This is a genomic window from Pseudomonas sp. B1-22 (assembly GCF_050474425.1).
Classification (GTDB): Bacteria; Pseudomonadota; Gammaproteobacteria; order Pseudomonadales; family Pseudomonadaceae; genus Pseudomonas.
The window spans coordinates 55,154-72,896 of record NZ_JBCHVH010000001.1; the positions used below are offsets into that span (position 1 = coordinate 55,154).

The 17,743-nt window shown below is 66.7% G+C and carries 15 protein-coding genes; 4 read left to right on the plus strand and 11 right to left on the minus strand.

The features are described from left to right. Positions 1 to 32 precede the first annotated feature (32 nt). Positions 33 to 2,189 carry a type I secretion system permease/ATPase gene (locus ACQ5BL_RS00200; protein WP_243806115.1) on the plus strand — a complete coding sequence of 719 codons (2,157 nt, stop codon included), beginning with the start codon at positions 33 to 35 and terminating at the stop codon, positions 2,187 to 2,189. After that, positions 2,179 to 3,549: an HlyD family type I secretion periplasmic adaptor subunit gene (locus ACQ5BL_RS00205; protein WP_243806113.1), complete on the plus strand. Its 1,371-nt coding sequence runs from the start codon at positions 2,179 to 2,181 to the stop codon at positions 3,547 to 3,549. Before ACQ5BL_RS00200 ends, ACQ5BL_RS00205 begins: the two co-directional genes overlap by 11 nt. Positions 3,550 to 4,523: 974 nt before the next feature. Here the strand turns inward: ACQ5BL_RS00205 and ACQ5BL_RS00210 are convergent. From ACQ5BL_RS00210 to ACQ5BL_RS00235, 6 genes are all read right to left on the minus strand, one after another. Continuing rightward, positions 4,524 to 5,165 carry an NAD(P)-dependent oxidoreductase gene (locus ACQ5BL_RS00210; RefSeq protein WP_243806111.1) on the minus strand — a complete coding sequence of 214 codons (642 nt, stop codon included), beginning with the start codon at positions 5,163 to 5,165 and terminating at the stop codon, positions 4,524 to 4,526. Positions 5,166 to 5,281: 116 nt separating this feature from the next. Further along, on the minus strand, positions 5,282 to 5,914 hold the full coding sequence (locus ACQ5BL_RS00215; protein ID WP_243806110.1) for a potassium channel family protein: 633 nt from the start codon (positions 5,912 to 5,914) through the stop codon (positions 5,282 to 5,284). A gap of 72 nt (positions 5,915 to 5,986) precedes the next feature. Beyond that, positions 5,987 to 6,871 carry a 3-hydroxyisobutyrate dehydrogenase gene (mmsB, locus tag ACQ5BL_RS00220; protein ID WP_243806108.1) on the minus strand — a complete coding sequence of 295 codons (885 nt, stop codon included), beginning with the start codon at positions 6,869 to 6,871 and terminating at the stop codon, positions 5,987 to 5,989. 118 nt (positions 6,872 to 6,989) lie between these two features. Beyond that, the gene (locus tag ACQ5BL_RS00225) at positions 6,990 to 8,093 is read right to left on the minus strand and encodes an enoyl-CoA hydratase/isomerase family protein (RefSeq protein WP_243806106.1); all 1,104 of its coding nucleotides are present in this window, start codon (positions 8,091 to 8,093) and stop codon (positions 6,990 to 6,992) included. Between the two features lie 10 nt (positions 8,094 to 8,103). Next, positions 8,104 to 8,922 (minus strand): enoyl-CoA hydratase, encoded by an 819-nt coding sequence (locus tag ACQ5BL_RS00230; protein ID WP_207887225.1) that lies wholly within the window; start codon positions 8,920 to 8,922, stop codon positions 8,104 to 8,106. A gap of 214 nt (positions 8,923 to 9,136) precedes the next feature. Then, complete coding sequence (locus ACQ5BL_RS00235) at positions 9,137 to 10,300, minus strand: isobutyryl-CoA dehydrogenase (protein ID WP_243806104.1); 1,164 nt, start codon at positions 10,298 to 10,300, stop codon at positions 9,137 to 9,139. Between the two features lie 148 nt (positions 10,301 to 10,448). On the opposite strand from ACQ5BL_RS00235, the gene ACQ5BL_RS00240 reads away from it, so the two are divergent. Further along, a complete protein-coding gene (locus ACQ5BL_RS00240; RefSeq protein ID WP_243806101.1) occupies positions 10,449 to 11,327 on the plus strand; it encodes an AraC family transcriptional regulator in 879 nt (292 codons plus the stop codon). A gap of 65 nt (positions 11,328 to 11,392) precedes the next feature. After that, positions 11,393 to 12,085: a uracil-DNA glycosylase gene (ung, locus tag ACQ5BL_RS00245; RefSeq protein WP_243806099.1), complete on the plus strand. Its 693-nt coding sequence runs from the start codon at positions 11,393 to 11,395 to the stop codon at positions 12,083 to 12,085. Between the two features lie 72 nt (positions 12,086 to 12,157). Here ung and ACQ5BL_RS00250 read toward each other — a convergent pair whose 3' ends face one another. The 5 genes from ACQ5BL_RS00250 to ACQ5BL_RS00270 form a co-directional block, all read right to left on the minus strand. After that, on the minus strand, positions 12,158 to 13,201 hold the full coding sequence (locus ACQ5BL_RS00250) for an AbrB family transcriptional regulator (protein WP_243806097.1): 1,044 nt from the start codon (positions 13,199 to 13,201) through the stop codon (positions 12,158 to 12,160). After that, positions 13,194 to 14,711: a tripartite tricarboxylate transporter permease gene (locus ACQ5BL_RS00255; RefSeq protein ID WP_243806095.1), complete on the minus strand. Its 1,518-nt coding sequence runs from the start codon at positions 14,709 to 14,711 to the stop codon at positions 13,194 to 13,196. The genes ACQ5BL_RS00250 and ACQ5BL_RS00255 overlap by 8 nt, the downstream gene beginning before the upstream one ends. Positions 14,712 to 14,721: 10 nt before the next feature. After that, positions 14,722 to 15,192: a tripartite tricarboxylate transporter TctB family protein gene (locus ACQ5BL_RS00260; RefSeq protein WP_207887219.1), complete on the minus strand. Its 471-nt coding sequence runs from the start codon at positions 15,190 to 15,192 to the stop codon at positions 14,722 to 14,724. Between the two features lie 152 nt (positions 15,193 to 15,344). Next, positions 15,345 to 16,322: a Bug family tripartite tricarboxylate transporter substrate binding protein gene (locus ACQ5BL_RS00265; protein WP_243806093.1), complete on the minus strand. Its 978-nt coding sequence runs from the start codon at positions 16,320 to 16,322 to the stop codon at positions 15,345 to 15,347. Positions 16,323 to 16,352: 30 nt separating this feature from the next. After that, positions 16,353 to 17,654 (minus strand): OprD family porin, encoded by a 1,302-nt coding sequence (locus tag ACQ5BL_RS00270; RefSeq protein ID WP_243806091.1) that lies wholly within the window; start codon positions 17,652 to 17,654, stop codon positions 16,353 to 16,355. Positions 17,655 to 17,743: the final 89 nt, after the last annotated feature.

Below are 17,743 nucleotides of genomic sequence, written 5' to 3' on the forward strand. Positions count from 1 at the left end.
ACCCAGATCGTCCCAACCAAGAGTGTTCGCGCGTGGATCAAGAAGTCAGTCGAGTTTCCTCACGTCACGATCCACGCGGTCTGCTCGATGACCCGCTGCTGGACAGCCTGCTGACCCTCTGCCAGCTGCACCAGAAGCCGGCCAGCCGCGCCATGCTCACCAGCGGCCTGCCGCTGCCCGAACAGCGCCTGACCGCCGAGCTGCTGCCGCGCGCTGCAGCTCGCGCGGGCTTGCAGGGGCGGCTGTTGCAGCGGCGCCTGGAGCAGATTCCGGCGCTCGCGCTGCCGGCCATGCTGCTCCTGCGCGAGGGCCGCTGTGCGGTGCTGCTGGGTTGGGAAGACGATGGCCAGGCGCGCCTGCTGCTCAGCGAAAGCGACGGCGGTGAGGTGCGCGTGTCCCGCGAGCTGCTGCTCGAGGACTACAGCGGCCAGGCGTTCTTCGCCCAGCCGCAGCACAAGTTCGATCTGCAGCATGGCGAACTCATCCCGCGCGCCAAAAGCTGGTTCCGCGACACGCTCAAGCGCTCGCGCTGGCTGTACGTCGACGCGGTGGCCGCGAGCCTGGTGATTAACCTGATCGCCCTGGCCGCGCCGCTGTTCGTGATGAACGTCTACGACCGCGTGGTGCCCAACCAGGCCGCCGCCACCCTCTGGGTGCTGGCCGTCGGCATCAGCGGCGCCTACCTGTTCGACCTGCTGCTCAAGACCATGCGTGGCCTGTGCCTGGACCTGGCCGGCAAGAAGACCGACCTGATCATCTCGGCAACATTGTTCGAGCGCATCGTCGGCATGAGCATGAAGTACCGCCCGGCGCGGGTCGGCTCGTTCGCGCAGAACATCCATGAGTTCCAGACGCTGCGCGACTTCTTGAACTCACTGACGCTGACCACCCTGATCGACCTGCCGTTCACCCTGCTGATCCTGCTGGTGATCGGCATCATCGGCGGGCCGCTGGTGTTCGTCCCGCTGGTAGCCTTCCCGCTGGCCGCGGGCCTGGGCTGGATGCTGCAGAAGCCGCTGGTGGAAACCATGAACCGCACCATGGCGCTGTCCGCCGAGCGCCAGTCGAGCCTGATCGAAACCCTCGCCAGCCTCGACGCGGTGAAGGTGAACAACGCCGAGAGCGAACGCCAGTACCTGTGGGAACAGACCATCGGCACCCTCAGCCGCCTGGAGCTGCGGGTGAAGCTGCTGTCGTCCCTGGCGATGAACATCACCGTGCTGATCCAGGCGCTGGCCGGGGTGGCGATGATCATCGGCGGGGTCTACCTGATCATTGCCGGCGACCTCTCCATGGGCGGCCTGATCGCCTGCTACATGCTCAACGGCCGCGCCCTCGGCCCGCTGACCCAGCTCTCCGGGCTGATCCAGCGCTACCAGCAGGCGCGCCTGTCCATGCACACCACCAACCAGATGATGGAACTGCCGCAGGAGCGCAGCGCGGAGGAGCGTCCGCTGACCCGTTCGCAACTGCGCGGCGGCATCGAGATGCGCGAGCTGGACTTCGTCTACCCGAACCAGCAGGTGGCGGCGCTGCACGGCATCAACCTGCAGTTCCGCCCTGGCGAGAAGGTCGGCATCGTCGGCCGCAGCGGCTCGGGCAAGAGCTCCCTGGCCAAGCTGATCGTCGGCCTCTACCAGCCGAACAAGGGCAACCTGCTGGTGGATGGCGCCGACGTGCGCCAGCTGGACATCAGCGAGCTGCGCCACAACATCGGCTACGTGCCGCAGGACATCAGCCTGTTCAGCGGCACCCTGCGCGACAACCTGGTCTCCGGAGCGCGCTACGTCGACGACGAGCGCGTGCTGGAGGTAGCCGAACTGACCGGAGTGAACGAGTTCGTCCGCCTGCACCCGCAGGGCTATGAGCTGCAGGTCGGCGAGCGTGGCCAGAACCTTTCCGGCGGGCAGCGGCAGAACGTCGCCCTGGCCCGCGCGCTGCTGCTCGACCCGCCGATCCTGCTGCTGGACGAACCCACCAGCGCCATGGACAACGCCGGCGAAGAACGCCTGAAACAGCGCCTGCATTCGATCATCGGCGACAAGACGCTGCTGCTGGTCACCCACCGCGCCTCCATGCTCAGCCTGGTGGATCGCCTGGTGATCATCGACAAGGGCCGCATCCTCGCCGACGGCCCGAAGGACGTGGTGATGGACGCATTGAAGAAGGGGCAGATCAGTGTCGCTTGATCCCAAAGGCAGCATTCGCCACGGCATCGGTGGCTATTTCAAGGGCGGCGACAACCTCTCCGGCCAGCCGCTTCCAGAAGTCAGCAAGGCGCTGGTGGAAGACGCGCCGCGCGTGGTGCGCCTGACCATCTGGGTGCTGATCGGCTTCGTCCTGTTCCTCGGCCTGTGGGCGCACTTCGCCAAGATCGACGAAGTCACCCGCGGCGAAGGCAAGGCCATTCCCTCGTCCAAGGTGCAGAAGATCCAGAACCTGGAAGGCGGCATCGTCTCGCAGATCTTCGTCCATGAGGGCGAGGTGGTGCAGGCCGGCCAATCGCTGATGCGCCTGGACCCGACCCGCTTCCAGTCCAACGTCGGCGAGACCGAGGCCGACCGCCTGGCGATGTTCCTGCGCGTGGAGCGGCTTTCCGCCGAAGTGGAAGACCGCCCGCTGAACATCCCCGACGACGTGCGCGCCAAGGTGCCCGGCCAGGCCAGCAGCGAAGAGGCGCTGTTCCACAGCCGCCAGCAGCAGCTCAACGACGAGGTTGCCGGCCTTGAGCAGCAACTGGTGCAGAAGCAGCAGGAACTGCGTGAGTTCGTTTCCAAGCAGGCGCAATACCGCAACAGCCTGGAACTGCTGCGCCAGGAAATCTCCATGTCCTCGCCGCTGGTGGCGCAGGGCGCCATGTCCCAGGTGGAACTGCTGCGTCTGAAGCGTTCGGAAGTGGAAAACCGCGGCCAGCTGGACGCCACCACCCTGGCGATTCCCCGCGCCGAGGCGGCGGTGAAGGAGGTCGAGCGCAAGGTCGCCGAGACCCGTTCGCGCTTCCGCAGCGAGGCGCTGAAGGAACTCAACGAGGCGCGCACCGAACTGAGCAAGGCCGAGGCCACCGGCAAGGCTCTGGAAGACCGGGTCAGCCGCACCCTGGTCACTTCGCCGGTGCGTGGCATCGTCAAGCAGCTGCTGGTCAACACCATCGGCGGCGTGATCCAGCCGGGCAGCGACCTGGTGGAAATCGTCCCGCTGGACGATACCCTGCTGGTGGAAGCGCGCATCCGTCCGCAGGACATCGCCTTCCTGCGGCCGGGACAGCATGCCATGGTCAAGTTCACCGCCTACGACTACACCATCTACGGCGGGCTGGAAGCGGACCTGGAGCAGATCGGCGCGGACACCGTCACCGACGACGACGGCAACAGCTTCTACCTGATCAAGCTGCGCACCCGCAAAAGCCACCTGGGCACCGATGACAAGCCGCTGCTGATCATACCCGGCATGGTCGCCACGGTGGACATCATCACTGGCAAGAAGAGCATCCTGAGTTATCTGCTCAAGCCGATTCTGCGGGCGAAGGCGGAGGCGTTGCGGGAGCGGTGATCGGAAAGGGAACTGCGAAAAAGGGTCATTCCGCATGGGATGGCCCTTTTTTGTGGGTGCTGTTTCTGAGGCGGGAGTGATGTTGTAGGAGCGGGCCATGCCCGCGATTCGCGCGCATGGCGCGCTCCTACAGGCCGGCCCCGGCGTATCCGCTTTCGTAGGGGAGACGGGGCGCCTAGCCCTTGTACGCGAGATCCATCGCGGCTGATTCGGTGCCGTATGTGAATGCATCGTGCGCCCGCGTAGGAGCGGACTCTGTCCGCGATGCTTTTGGTTGGCGTTGGGTGTACTTGCGCCGCTTCGGCGTGTGTTGAGAGCTTTTGTTTCGCCCCCTCGGGCGACCTTCTTTGGCAAACGACCCAAAGAAGGCAAAGGTCTTGCCCCTGTCATCCGGTTTTTCGCTTAGACGAAAAATTCCCTCGCTCCATCGAAGTTTCAGGGGCACGCGTCGACGGGCCATCCCTGGCCCGACGACGCTCTCGCGGCATCCATGCCGCTCAACCCCTGAAACTCCGATTCCACTCGGCCTCCTGAAGGGGCACTCCGGAGTGTGCAGATGTTTCTCTGGAAGCCTCCTAAGAGCCAACGCCGAGGACGGAGAGCAGGCTTTCGTAGGAGCGGACCTTGTCCGCGAAATCCGCCGCGGATGATTTCCCTATTGCAGGGAATCACCGTTGCATTGCGCCTGCGTAGGAGCGGATTCCATCCGCGATGCTCTGTCACTTGGGCAATCGCGGACAGAGTCCGCTCCTACGAGATCAAGACCCCCTCACCCTGACCCTCTCCCGCAAGCGGGAGAGGGGACCGTCCGATGCAGGATGAAACCATGACGTCAGCCGGCACGATCTGCCCCCTCTCCCTCAGGAGCGGGGCGCGCAGCCAGGGCTGGGTGAGGGGCGTGTCGGCACAGACTGTCCAGAAGAAGACAGTTGCTCCTACAGGTTGGCTCCGCTGCGGGCGGTGACGCGAGCTGATCAATACGCCACGGTAAACCGCTGCTGATGATGGTTGGCCTGCTCGGCTTCATCGATCATCGCCACCGCCAGGTCCGGCAGGGAAATGCGGCTTTCGCCCTTGGCGTCGAACAGCACCTGGTCTCCGCCAATGCGGAAGCTGCCGGTGCGGGTTTCACCATCGAGCAACATCGCCGGGCTGAGGAGAGCCCAGTCCAGCTCCTTCTCGCCGCGCAACTGGTCCAGGGCATCGGCCGCGCCCAGCGCGCCTTGCTTCCACTGCTCGGGGAATTCCGGGCTGTCCACCAGACGTTGGCCGGGGGCGATCTCCAGGCTGCCGGCACCGCCGAGCACCAGCAGGCGCTTCACGCCGGAGGCCTTCACCCCGTCGAGAATGGCGCGGCTGCCCCTGGCATGGGCACCACGGATGTCCGGGTTGCCCCAGCCGGCATTGAAGGCGCTGATCACCGCATCCTGGCCGGCGACGGCACCGGCGACCTGGGACGGATCATAGACATCGGCCTGGACCACCTTCAGGTTCTCCCGTGCCGGCAGTTTCGCCGGGTCGCGGACCAGTGCGGTCACCTGGTGACCACGACGCAGGGCTTCTTCGAGGAAGTAATGGCCGACATGGCCGGTGGCGCCGATCAGGGCAATGTTCATGAAATCACCTCTTATGGGAGAGGCCGCGAAGTCGCGGCGGGTGACTTATGTTCGGCGCATGGGCGCTCACGATAAAGCCAGGCTGCAGGCATGCACTCGTTAGCCTGGCTTAACAATCAATCCTTGATGTCTTCGTTCATCAGGCTCAGCCCCCGCGCCACGGCCAGTGCGATGAACAGTGCGCCCATGATCGCCTCGCTGCCCGCCAGCAGGCGCGCCAGCGGGTGCACCGGCACGATGTCGCCGTAACCGATGGTGGTCAGGGTGATCATGCTGAAATAGACAAAGCTGGCCATGTCCAACGGGCCGTTGCCGGTCTGGAAGCTGTGGGGATGGAGGTGCTCGATCAGGTTGTAGGTGAGTGCGAAGGACAGCACGAAGTTCAGGTACAGCGCGCAGAGCCCGTAGAGCAGCTCGCGGGTCACAGGCCGTTGCTGGGTGACCCGATGGAAGAGACTGACGACCAGCAGCAGGATGAAGGCGATCTGTGGAATGCCACGCTTGAGGAAGGGATGCACAGGCCAGCTGTCGGGTACGAACGACATGCACAGGCTGAGAATGCCCATGCCGCAGATCAGCTCGAACCACTTGCTGTGGCTGCGCACGGTATTGATCCCGGCCAGGACCATCAGCAACAGGCTGCCCAGCTCCAGCAGCAGGGGCGGGGAGGGGATCGACAGCACCAGCAGCAGGAGCAGGACGCTGTTGAGCAGCAGGCGGAAACGATAATGCGACAGGAACTGCTTCAAGTCGGTAGCCAGACGTGCAACTGAGGGCTGGCCAGTCTGGTCCAGCCCCTTGTCGGACTGCCACGCCCCGGACTAGGAATCGAAGAGCTTCTGTATGACAGAAAAGTCCTGTTCTCCATGTCCCTGTTTCACCAGCAGCCGGTACAGCGCCAGGGCCAGGCTGCCCATGGGCGTGCTGTTGCCGCTGACCTGCGCGGTTTCCTGCGCAAGGCCCAGGTCCTTGGTCATCAACGCGGCCATGAAACCGCCCGTGTAGCCGCGCGAGGCGGGGGCGTTCTCCATCACGCCGGGCCAGGGGTTGTAGACCTCCAGCGCCCAGTTGCCGCCGGAGCTGCGGCGCATGATCTCCGACAGGACCACCGGATCGAGCCCATTGGCGGCGCCCAGGGCCAGGGATTCGGCGGTGCCGATCATCAGCACGGCGAGCAGCTGGTTGTTGCACACCTTGGCCACCTGGCCTGCGCCGTCGCCGCCGGCGTGGAAGATGTTGCGGCCCATGGCGGAGAACACCGGCCGGGCGCGTTCGAGCACCTCGGCGTCGCCGCCGACCATGAAGGTCAGGGTGCCGGCGATGGCGCCGCCGGTGCCGCCGGAGACGGGGGCGTCGAGCATTGGAATCTTGAGTTCGGCGGCGGCCTGGTGGACTTTGCGCGCCGAGGCCGGGGCGATGGTGGAGCATTCCAGCACCAGGGTGCCGGGGGCGATGTGCGTCAGCAGGCCGTCGGCGCCCAGGTAGAGTCCTTCGACGTGCTGGCTGGCCGGCAGCATGGTGATCACCAGGTCGGCGCCGTCGACCGCGTCATGGGCGCTGCGCGCCGCGCTGGCGCCCTGGGCGACCAGGCCGTCGATGGCGCTCTGCACCAGGTCGAACACGCGCAGCAGGTAGCCGGCCTTGATCAGGTTGGCGGCCATGGGAGCGCCCATGTGGCCGAGGCCGATGAAGGCGATGGTTTGCATGCTGGTTTCCTCCTGTTGAACCACAGGCACTCCAGCGCAAGGAGCCACCCTGTAGGAGCGGGCCATGCCCGCGATCGCGCCCATGGGGCGCTCCTACAGGGAGAGCAGGGGATAGGGCCTAGAGATCCGCCAGCGGATGCTCGCCCTCCCAGGTCGCGTCGAAGTGCGCATTCACCACAGCATCAGGTATGGCAGCGATATCCGGCCAGTGCCAGTGCGGGGTGTTGTCCTTGTCGATCAGCCGGGCCCGCACGCCTTCCGGGAATTCCGGGTGGCGGCAGCAGTTCAGGCTCATCGCGTACTCCATGCGGAACACCTCGGCAGTCGACAGATGGCGGGCGCGGCGGACCTGTTCCCAGACCAGGCGGGCGGTCAGCGGGCTGCCGGAAACCAGGGTCCTGGCACCCTTGGCGATCAGCGCATCGCTGTCCTCGGTGAGCGGGGCCAGCGCGTGCCAGGCTTCCACCACGTTGGCGCAATCCAGCAGGGCGTCGATGCGCTCGCGGCGCGGCAGCAGCTGGGCTTGTGGCAGTTCCCCGCGTACCTCGTGCTCCAGCGCGCGGAGCAGGCTGTGCAGCTGCACGTCGGCCTGTTCGCGCCAGTTCAGCTGCACCAGGCCCTCGATCAGGTCGTCCTGCTGGGTGTCGAGCAGGAAGCGGTCGGCCAGGTCCAGGTCCAGCGCGTCGCGGGCGTTCATCTGCGTGGCGGTGAGGCCGAGGAACAGGCCGAGGCGGCCGGGCAGGCGGGCGAGGAACCAGCTGGCACCGACGTCCGGGTACAGGCCGATGCTGATTTCCGGCATGGCCAGGCGGGTGGACGGAGTGACGATGCGCACCCCGGCGCCCTGCATCAGGCCCATGCCGCCGCCCATCACGTAGCCGTGGGCCCAGCAGATCAGCGGTTTGCCGTAGCTGTGGATGAGATAGTCCAGGCGGTATTCGTCGGCGAAGAAGCGGCGGGCGAGGGTGGGGACTTCGCCGGGCTGCTCGCGGCAGGCGTCCACCAGCTTGCGCACGTCGCCGCCGGCGCAGAAGGCCTTGCCGCCATTGCCGCGCAATACCACGCAGGCGATCTGCGGGTCGTTCTTCCAGACGCCCAACTGGTGGTTGAGCGCCTCGATCATCGGCAGGCTCAGGGCGTTCAGGCTCTTCTCGGCGTCGAGTGTGGCGATGCCGATACGGAAGCCGTGCAGGCCGGGGCGTTCTTCGAACATCACGTTCATGGTCGGTCCCTTACTGGTTGCGCCAATGCGGCTCGCGTTTCTCCAGGAAGGCGTTGACGCCTTCGCGGGTGTCATCGGCGTCGAACAGGTCGACGAAGCGCTCGCGCTCTTCCGGCAGCCAGGTGCTCGGGCCGCGCTCGCGGGCGCCCTGGATCAGCGGCTTGATGGTGCGCACCGCCACCGGGCTCTGACGGGCGACCTTGGCCGCCAGCAGCAGCGCGGTGCCACGGGCTTCGCCGGTGTCCACCACCTGCTCGACCAGGCCGATGCGCAGCGCGGTGTCGGCGTCGACGCGTTCGCCGCAGAGGATCATGCGCTTGGCCCAGCCTTCGCCCACCAGCCACGGCAGTGCCTGGGTGCCGCCGGCGCAGGGCAGCAGGCCCACGGCGGCTTCCGGCAGGGCCATCTGCGCCTGGCGCTCGGCGATGCGGATGTCGCAGGCCAGGGCGCATTCCAGGCCGCCGCCCATGGCGTAGCCGTTGATCGCGGCGATGGACACGCCACGGAAGTCGCGCAGCGCCTCGAAGGCTTCGCCGAAGCGGCGGGCCATCTCGCGGGCGCGGGCCTTGTCGCCGTCGGCGAACATGTTCAGGTCGGCGCCGGCGGAGAAGAATTTCGGACCCTGGCCGGTCACCACCAGGGCGTAGATGTCGTCGTCGCGGTTGAGGTGCGTGATCAACTGACGCAGGCCGATCAGGGAGTCGCGGTCCCAGGTGTTGGCCGGCGGATGGTTGATGGTGATCAGCGCGGTGTGCCCGTGCTTCTCCACGGTCAGCTTGTGGGTCAGGTCGAAGACTCCGGGCTTGTAGGGCTCGAGGGCGTTGCTCATGGGCATCTCCTTGTCGGTGCCGCCGGCGGGCGGACGTATGTGCCTGGACTCTAGGCGCGCGCGGTGGGGCGCGTCCATGTCCGATCTGTTCAGTTGGCGCCCGGCGTGCGGGCGGTTTTTCCAGTCGGGGGCTCTTCGTAGGAGCGAGCTTGCTCGCGAACCGACTCCGCAGCGGGGCATGTTCGCGAGCAAGCTCGCTCCTACAGGAAAAGCGTCAGAGCAAGCGATCCAGCATCCCACCCTGTTCCAGCAGGCGGCGGGCGACGATCACCCGCATGATCTCGTTGGTGCCCTCCAGGATCTGGTGCACACGGCTGTCGCGCACCCAGCGTTCCAGCGGGTAGTCGTTCAGGTAGCCGTAGCCGCCGTGCAGCTGCAGCGCCTCGTTGCACAGGGCGAAGCAGCGGTCGGTGGCGAAACGCTTGGCCATGGCGCAATACAGGGTCGCCTCGCCGTCCTTGTGGTCCAGCTTGTGGGCGGCCAGGCGCACCATCTGGCGGCTGGCGGTGAGGTCGGTGAGCATGTCGGCGAGCTTGAACTGCAGCGCCTGGAACTCCGCCAGCGCCTTGCCGAACTGCTTGCGCTCCTCGACGTAGCGAAGCGACTGCTCCAGCGCCGCCTGGGCCGCGCCCAGGGAGCAGCTGGCGATGTTAAGGCGGCCGCCGTCCAGGCCCTTCATCGCATAGACGAAGCCCTGGCCTTCCGGACCGATGCGGTTGCCCGCCGGGATGCGCACGCCCTCGAAAGTGATGGTGCGGGTCGGTTGCGCCTTCCAGCCCATCTTGTCCTCGTTGCGCCCGTAGCGGATGCCCTCGGCGTTGGCCGGCACCAGGAAGCAGGAGATGCCCTTGGCGCCGTCCACGCCGGTGCGCGCCATGACGATCAGCACGTCGGTGCTGCCCGCGCCGGAGATGAAGGTCTTGGCGCCGTCCAGCACGTACTCGTCGCCATCGAGGCGGGCGCGGGTGCGCAGGTGGGCGGCGTCGGAGCCGGCGTCCGGCTCGGTGAGGCAATAGGAGGCCAGCAGCTCGCCGCCGATCATCCCCGGCAGCCATTGCTCCTTGAGCGCCGCGTCGCCGAAGCTGGCGAGCATCCAGGTGGCCATGTTGTGGATGGTGATGTAGGCGGTGGTGGCGACGCAGCCGGCGGCCAGTTGCTCGAAGATCAGCGAGGCGGACAGCCGCGACAGGCCCAGGCCGCCGTCTTCCTCGGCGATGTACAGGCCCAGGTAGCCCTGTTCGGCGGCCATGCGAATCACTTCCACCGGGAAGTGGTGCTGGCGGTCCCAGTCGGCGGCGTGGGGGGCCAGTTCGCGGCTGGCGAAAGCGCGGGCGCTGTCCACCAGCAGGCGTTGTTCTTCGGTCAGATCGAAATGCATGCAGCTACCTCGGATTGTTCTTGTCGGCCACATCGTCGCGCGGTGCGCGGATTTCCATCGGTTATAGCGGTTGTGCGGGCGGCTGTGGATTGACGATCTTGCTCGTGGGATGGACGATCTTGGTATTCAGGAGATCGGAACTCTCGCCATGTCCCGTCCACTCACTTCATCCTGGCCACTGCCGCAGCAGGGCGTCCGCTTCATCACCCCGCCGCGACTGCGCCGGGCCCTGGAGCGTCATCCGCTGGGCCAGGCCTGCTATCCACTGGCGCTGGGCTACTACCCGGCGGCGGCGGGGCACCGCATGGAGCGGGAGCATCCGGACGATCATCTGCTGATCTACTGCAGCGCCGGCCACGGCTGGCTGGAAACGGCGGATGGACGATTCGAGGTCGCCGGCGGCGATCTGCTGGTGCTGCCCAAGGGCCGCGCCCATGCCTATGGCGCCGATGCGCAGCGGCCCTGGTCGATCTTCTGGGTGCATCTGGAAGGGCGGCTGGCCGAGGACTTCCTGCGCCCGCTGGGCAAGTCGCCACGATTGCGCGTCGGCGTGCAACCGCGCCTGCTGGGCGAGTTCGATGCGCTCCTGGCGCTGCGCCGGCAGGGCCTGAGCCTGCCGCACTTCATCCACGCCGCGCACCTGCTGCAGAGCCTGCTGACCTCGCTGGCGCTGCGTCCGGCGCGGGCGCGGCTGAAGTCCGGGCGCGTGCTGGACGTGGAAGCGGTGCAGGCCATGATGCGCGAGCACCTGCACGACGCGCTGAATCTCGACGAGCTGGCCGCGCAGTTCCGCCTGTCGCGCTTTCACTTCGCCAAGACCTACCGCGCGCTGACCGGGCAGGCGCCGATCCAGGATTTCATCCGCCTGAAGATGACCCACGCCTGCCGCCTGCTCGACCAGGGCAACCTGGAAGTGCGCCAGGTGGCCGAGCAACTGGGCTACGCCGACGCCTATTACTTCTCGCGGCTGTTCAAGCGCGTGGTGGGCATGGCGCCCAGTCATTACCGGGCATTGCACACCGGCTGAGGCCGCCTTGACTTGGCCGGGGCGCTTGCTTAGCGTGCCGGTTCGTTTTACCAGGCAGACGCACCATGACGAATGAAGATCGGATCAAGCTGGAGCCCAGCTGGAAGGAAGCCCTCCACGAGGAGTTCGAAAAGCCCTACATGAAGCAGCTGGGCGAGTTCCTGCGCGCGGAGAAGGCCGCCGGCAAGGTGATCTTCCCGCCCGGTCCGCTGATCTTCAACGCGCTGAACACCACGCCGCTGGACCATGTGAAGGTGGTGATCATCGGCCAGGACCCCTACCACGGCCCCGGCCAGGCCCACGGTCTGTGCTTCTCGGTACAGCCGGGCGTGCCGACGCCGCCGTCGCTGCAGAACATTTATAAGGAGCTGCAGCGCGACCTGAACATCCCGATCCCCAATCATGGCTACCTGCAGCACTGGGCCGAGCAGGGCGTGCTGCTGCTCAACACCTCGCTCACCGTCGAGCAGGCGCGCGCCGGTTCCCACGCCCAGGCGGGCTGGGGGCCCTTCACCGACAAGGTGATCGAGGTGGTCAGCCAGCGCTGCGAGAACCTGGTGTTCCTGCTCTGGGGCTCCCACGCGCAGAGCAAGCAGAAGCTGATCGACGCGCAGAAGCACCTGGTGCTCAAGTCGGCGCATCCCTCGCCGCTGTCGGCCTACCGGGGTTTCCTTGGCAACGGCCACTTCAGCCGCACCAACAAATTCCTCGAACAGCACGGCCTGGCGCCCATCGACTGGTCGCTGCCGCCGGTCTGACGCGCGCACAAAAAAAGGCCCGCACGAGGCGGGCCTGGAGAAATCGCCGGGGAAGCCCGGCGAGCGTGGCACTTACTCTGCCGCCTCGGCGCGACGCTGCCAGAGGCGGAAACAGGGTTCGGCAAGGAACAGCACCAGCAGCAGGCGCAACACCTGCAGCGCCGTCACCAGTGGTACCGAGAGCTGCAGCGCTTCGGCGGTGAGGCTCACTTCGGCGATGCCGCCGGGCATCATGCCGAGCATCAGCGACTGGTGATCCAGCGGCCCGAGCCAGCCGATCAATTCCGCCACCAGCGCCGCCGCCAGCATCATCCACAGGGTGCAGACCAGGCTGCGGCCGACGAAGGCCGGGGCATTGCGGAAGAAGCTGCGGTTGAAATGACAGCCCAGCGCGCTGCCGATCAGCCACTGGCCGAGCGAGCTGCTGCCGGCCGGCAGGCCGATCTGCAGGTCGGCGGCAATGGCGGCGACGGCGCTGACCATCAGCGGACCGAGCAGCCAGGGATTGGGTTGGCGCAGCGCCTGCAGGACCAGCGCGACGGCCGCGCCGGCCGGCAGCAGCAGGGCCAGCCAGGCCCAGCTCACTGTCGTCGCGTGTACGCTCGGCTGCTGCACGTCCAGCAGCCAGGTGAAGGCCGCCGGTACCAGCAGTACCACCAGCAGCAGGCGCAGGCTCTGTGCCGCCGCCACGCGGCTGGCCTGCGCACCGTGGCGCAGGCCGAGGTTGACCATCTCGCTGGCGCCGCCGGGCATGCTGGAGAAGAACGCGGTGGCGCGGTCCTCGCCGGCACGCCGCAGCAGGACGATGGCGGCCAGGCTCGACAGCGTGGTGGCCAGTGCGCCGAGCAGCACGATGGCACCGTGCTCCAGCACCTGCTCGACCACTGCCGGGGTGAAGTGCAGGCCGATCCCGGTGCCCACCACCCATTGCCCGGCCTTGCGCGCGCCGGGGACTTCCGCCAGCGGCCAGTTCAGCAGGCAGCGGCTGAGTATCACCGCCAGCAGCGAGCCGATCATCCAGGGCAGCGGCCAGCCAACCATTGAGGCGAGCCAGCCGCCGAGGGCGCCGATCAGGGGTGTTGCCCAGAACAGGCGCCAGTTCGCCAGTTTATGCATCGGCCAGCTCGACCGCTGCGCGACGGCTGCGCTTGCGCCAGGCTCGGTACAGCGGCAGGCCGAGCATGAGCAGCACCAGTGCCCAGGTGCCGAGGGTGATCGGGCTGGACCAGAGGATGCCCAGTTCGCCGTTGGAGATCGACAGCGCGCGGCGCAGGTTCTGCTCCATCAGTCCGCCGAGGATGAAGCCCAGCAGCAGCGGCGAGAGCGGGAAGTCCAGCTTGCGCAGGATGTAGCCGAGGATGCCGATGGCGACCATCAGGAACAGGTCGAAGGTGGTGGCATGCACGGCGTAGACGCCGATCGCGGTGATGATCGCGATGCCCGGCACCAGCGCCCAGTTCGGCACCGAGAGGATGCGGGTGAACACCCGGACCATCGGCACGTTGAGGATGATCAGCATGACGTTGGCGACGAACAGCGAGGCGATCAGGCCCCAGACGATGTTCGGCTGCTCCTGGAACAGCAGCGGGCCGGGGGTGATGTTGTACAGGCTCAGCGCGCCGATCATCACCGCGGTGGTGCCCGAGCCGGGTACGCCGAGGGTCAGCATCGGCACCAGGGCGCCGCACGCCGCGCCGCCGATGGCGGTTTCCGGCGCCGCCAGGCCGCGCATGTCGCCCTTGCCGAACGTACCGGTTTCGCCGGCCAGTTTCTTCTCGGTCATGTAGGCCACGGCACTGGCGAGGGTCGCGCCGGCGCCGGGCAGTACGCCCATGATGAAGCCGAGCAGGCCGCAACGCAGGTTGACCACGAACACCGAGGCGGCTTCCTTGACGTTGAACAGCATGCGTCCGCTGGCTTCGACCATCTTGTGGCCGCGGTGGGTCTTCTCCAGCAGCAGGAGGATTTCGCTCACCGAGAACAGGCCCAGCACCAGCACCACGAACTGGATGCCGTCGGAGACGTGGATGCTGTCGAAGGTGAAGCGGTACACGCCGCTGTTGGCGTCGATCCCGACGCTGGAGAGGAACAGGCCGAGCAGGGCGGCCAGCAGGGTCTTCAGCGGCCGGTCGCCGGCCAGCCCGCCGAGGGCGACGATGGCGAACACCATCAGCACGAAGTATTCCGCCGGACCGAAGGCGATGGCCCATTTCGCCAGCAGCGGGGCGAACAGCACCATGCCGCAGGTGGCGATGAACGCGCCGATGAACGAACTCCAGGCCGACAGCGACAGCGCTACGCCGGCCAGGCCGTTGCGGGCCATGGGGTAGCCGTCGAGGGTGGTCATCACGGTGGAGGCTTCACCGGGGATGTTCAGCAGGATCGAGGAAATCCGCCCGCCGTATTCGCAGCCCAGGTACACGGCGGCCAGCAGGATCAGCGCCGACTCCGGCGGCAGGCCGAGGGCGAAGGCCACCGGGATCAGCAGCGCCACGCCATTGATCGGGCCCAGGCCCGGCAGCAGGCCGACGACGGTGCCGATCAGGGTGCCGATCAGCGCGGTGATCAGGTTGTAAGGGGTCAGGGCGACGCCGAAGCCCTGTCCCAGATAGCTCAAGGTATCCATCGTCTTTTCCTCAGAGCAGGGGTTCGAGAATGCCCAGCGGCAGCGGGACATCCAGGGTGCGGTCGAACAGCAGGTACAGGCCGATGGCGAGCAGGGTGGCGGTGACCACGCTGGCCACCGGGCGACCGCCATAGATCAGCGCGATGAAGGTGCCGATCAGGGCGCTGGCGGGAATGAAGCCCAGCGGCTCGAACAGCCCGGCGTAGATCACCAGCAGGGCGACGCAGAGCACCACCTTGGCCAGCAGGGCGCCTTCCAGCGCGGGCTCGTCCTCGTCACGCTTGATCGGCGTGGGGCGGGCGATCAGCCAGGCCAGGCCGGCGGCCATCAGGCCCAGGCAGAGCAGCGGGTAGGCGCGCGGGCCGACCGGTTCGTAGGAAAAGGGCGCCTGGTAGTTCCAGGCGATCAGGGCGAAGGCGACGCAGGCGAGCAGCCAGACGCCGGCGAACAGCCGCTGGAAGAGGCTATTGGAAGAGCTCATGAAAGCTTCCTCGTGTCAGGAATAGCGCTTGCTAACGATTGAGCGAGCTAGAGCCAGACAAGGCGAAAGCGGGCGAAGACGCGGAGTTTGCGATTGTAAATGAGCAGTCTGAGCCCGCTTTCAACGCCGGCTGGCCGACGCGCAGCCGATCGTTACTGGATAAGGCCGAACTCGCGGGCGAGCTGCTTGTACTGGGTCACCTGCTTTTTCACATAGGCGTCCAGCTCAGGCCCGGTCATGGCGAAGGGGAACAGCTCGCGCTGGTCGCGCAGCTTGGCGAAGTCCTCCGAAGCCAGCAGCTTGTCGAAGGAGGACTTCCAGAACTGGTAGTCCTCGTCGCTCACCTTCGGTCCGACGTAGAAACCGCGCACCACCGGCCAGACGATGTCGTAGCCCTGCTCCTTGGCGGTGGGGATGTCGGTCATGCCTTCATCCTTCAGGCGCTCCTCGGCGAATACCGCCAGCAGGCGCATCTTGCCGGCACGGATGTGCGGCATGGAGTCGGAGATATCGGTGCTGCCGACCTGGATGTGACCGCCCAGCAGCGCCGTGGCGATCTCGCCGCCGCCTTCCAGGGCGACATAGCGCAGCTGCTTGGGATCGATGCCGGCGGCCTTGGCGATCAGTGCGGTCTGCATCCAGTCCTGGCTGCCGACGGTGCCGCCGGAACCGATCACCACCTTGCTCGGGTCGGCCTTGAGCGCGGCCACCAGGTCGCCGAGGTTCTTGAACGGCGAGTCCGCCGGCACCGCGATGGCGCCGTAGCTGGTGCCGATCGCCGCCAGCCATTTCACCGCGTTCTCGTCGAAGCGGCCAAACTTGCCCTGGGCCAGGTTCAACAGGGAACCGCTGGAGAAGGCAGTGATGGTGTTGCCGTCGGCCGGCCGCTGGGCGACCACCGCGTTGTAGGCCACGGCGCCGACGCCGCCGGGCATGTAGGTGACGCGCATAGGCTTGGACAACAGCTTCGAGTCCATCAGGGCACTTTGCGCCAGCTTGCAGGTGAGGTCGAAGCCGCCGCCGGGGGAGGCCGGGGCGATGCATTCCGGGCGCTTGGGCTCGGCCATCAGGCTGCCGGCGAATAGCAGGGTGGCGCCGGCCAGGGTCAGGTTGCGCAGGACGTTGGACATGGTGCGATTCCTCTCTTGTTGTTATTTCGGTTACCAGATCGCCAGGGAGTAACTCAGGTAGATACGCGTCTCGTCGGCGTCCCGCGCGAAGCTGGAACGGTAGGTGGCGTTGCGCACGCGCACGGCGACGTCCTTGAGCGGGCCGCTCTGGATCACGTACTTGATGTCGGTGTTGCGCTCCCATTCCTTGCCGTGGCCGTCCATGCCATTGATTCTGGCATCGTCGCCGCTGACATAGCGATTCATCAGGGTCAGGCCGGGAATCCCGAGGCCGGCGAAGTCGAAATCGTGGCGCAGCTGCCAGGAGCGTTCCTCGGCGTCGGCGAAGTCGCCGACCTGCACGAAGTTCACCAGATACGGGTTGCTGCCATCGATGTAGGGGAAGGCGGTGTCGCCGTTCATCTGCTGCCAGCCGAGGCTGAACTTGTTGGCGCCCAGGGCGTAGCCGAGCATGCCGTTGAAGGCACGGTTGTCGATCTTGCCGCCACGGGCGGCGCCCTGGTCGTCGCTGAGCGCCAGGCGCAGGTCGGCGCTGAATTTTCCGGGGCCGAGCGGGTAGCTGGCGAGCAGGCCGACGAAGTGCTGGCGGTAGACGTCGTCCAGCTCGGCATAGTGGTAGCGGCCGGTGAGGTGGTCGGTGAGCTTGTAGTCGCCGCCGGCCAGGTCGTAGTGATCGCCCTCGGCGCTGCCGCCGGAGAAGCGCTTGTTCTTGTTGTTCAGCGCCAGGTCCTGCCAGTTGGTGGAGTCGCGGTCCTTGACCTTCTCCAGGCGGCCGCCGGTGAAGTTGAGGCGGGGCAGGTCGGTGGAGTTGAGCAGGCCGCCTTCGAAGGTCTGCGGGAACAGGCGGCTGTCGTTGGGCTGCAGGGTCGGCAGGTCGGGAATCAGGCTGCCGATCTTCAGCTCGCTCTTCGACACCTTGAACTTGGCGGTCAGGCCGAGCTTGCTGTACTCGTCGGCGGCGCGGCCGTCGTCATGGGTGGGCAGCAGGCCGGTGCCGGTGCGGTCAGGGCTGGAGTCGAGCTTCAGGCCGAGCATGCCCATGGCGTCGAGGCCGACGCCGACGGTGCCGGGGGTGTAGCCGGACTGGAAGTCGAGGATGAAGCCTTGCGCCCATTCCTCGCGCTTGGACTGGCCGCTGCCGTCGCGAAAATCACGGTTGAAGTAGATGTTCTGGGTGCTGAGGGTGGCGCTGCTGTCTTCGATGAAACCTGCCGCATCGCACAATGGGACGAAGCCGGCGACGGCCAGCAGGGCGCTCGCGCGGGCAGGGGACAGGCAGGGGAAAAAGGGCTTGCGGGCAGCCAGTGCAGCCTGGGGCTGGACAATGGGCATCTGTGGTCTCCGGTTCTTGTTGTTGTCACGAAAGGGCACCACGCCGCCTTTCGCTCTGAGCAGTCTTCGCCGCTTGGGGGCGATGCTAA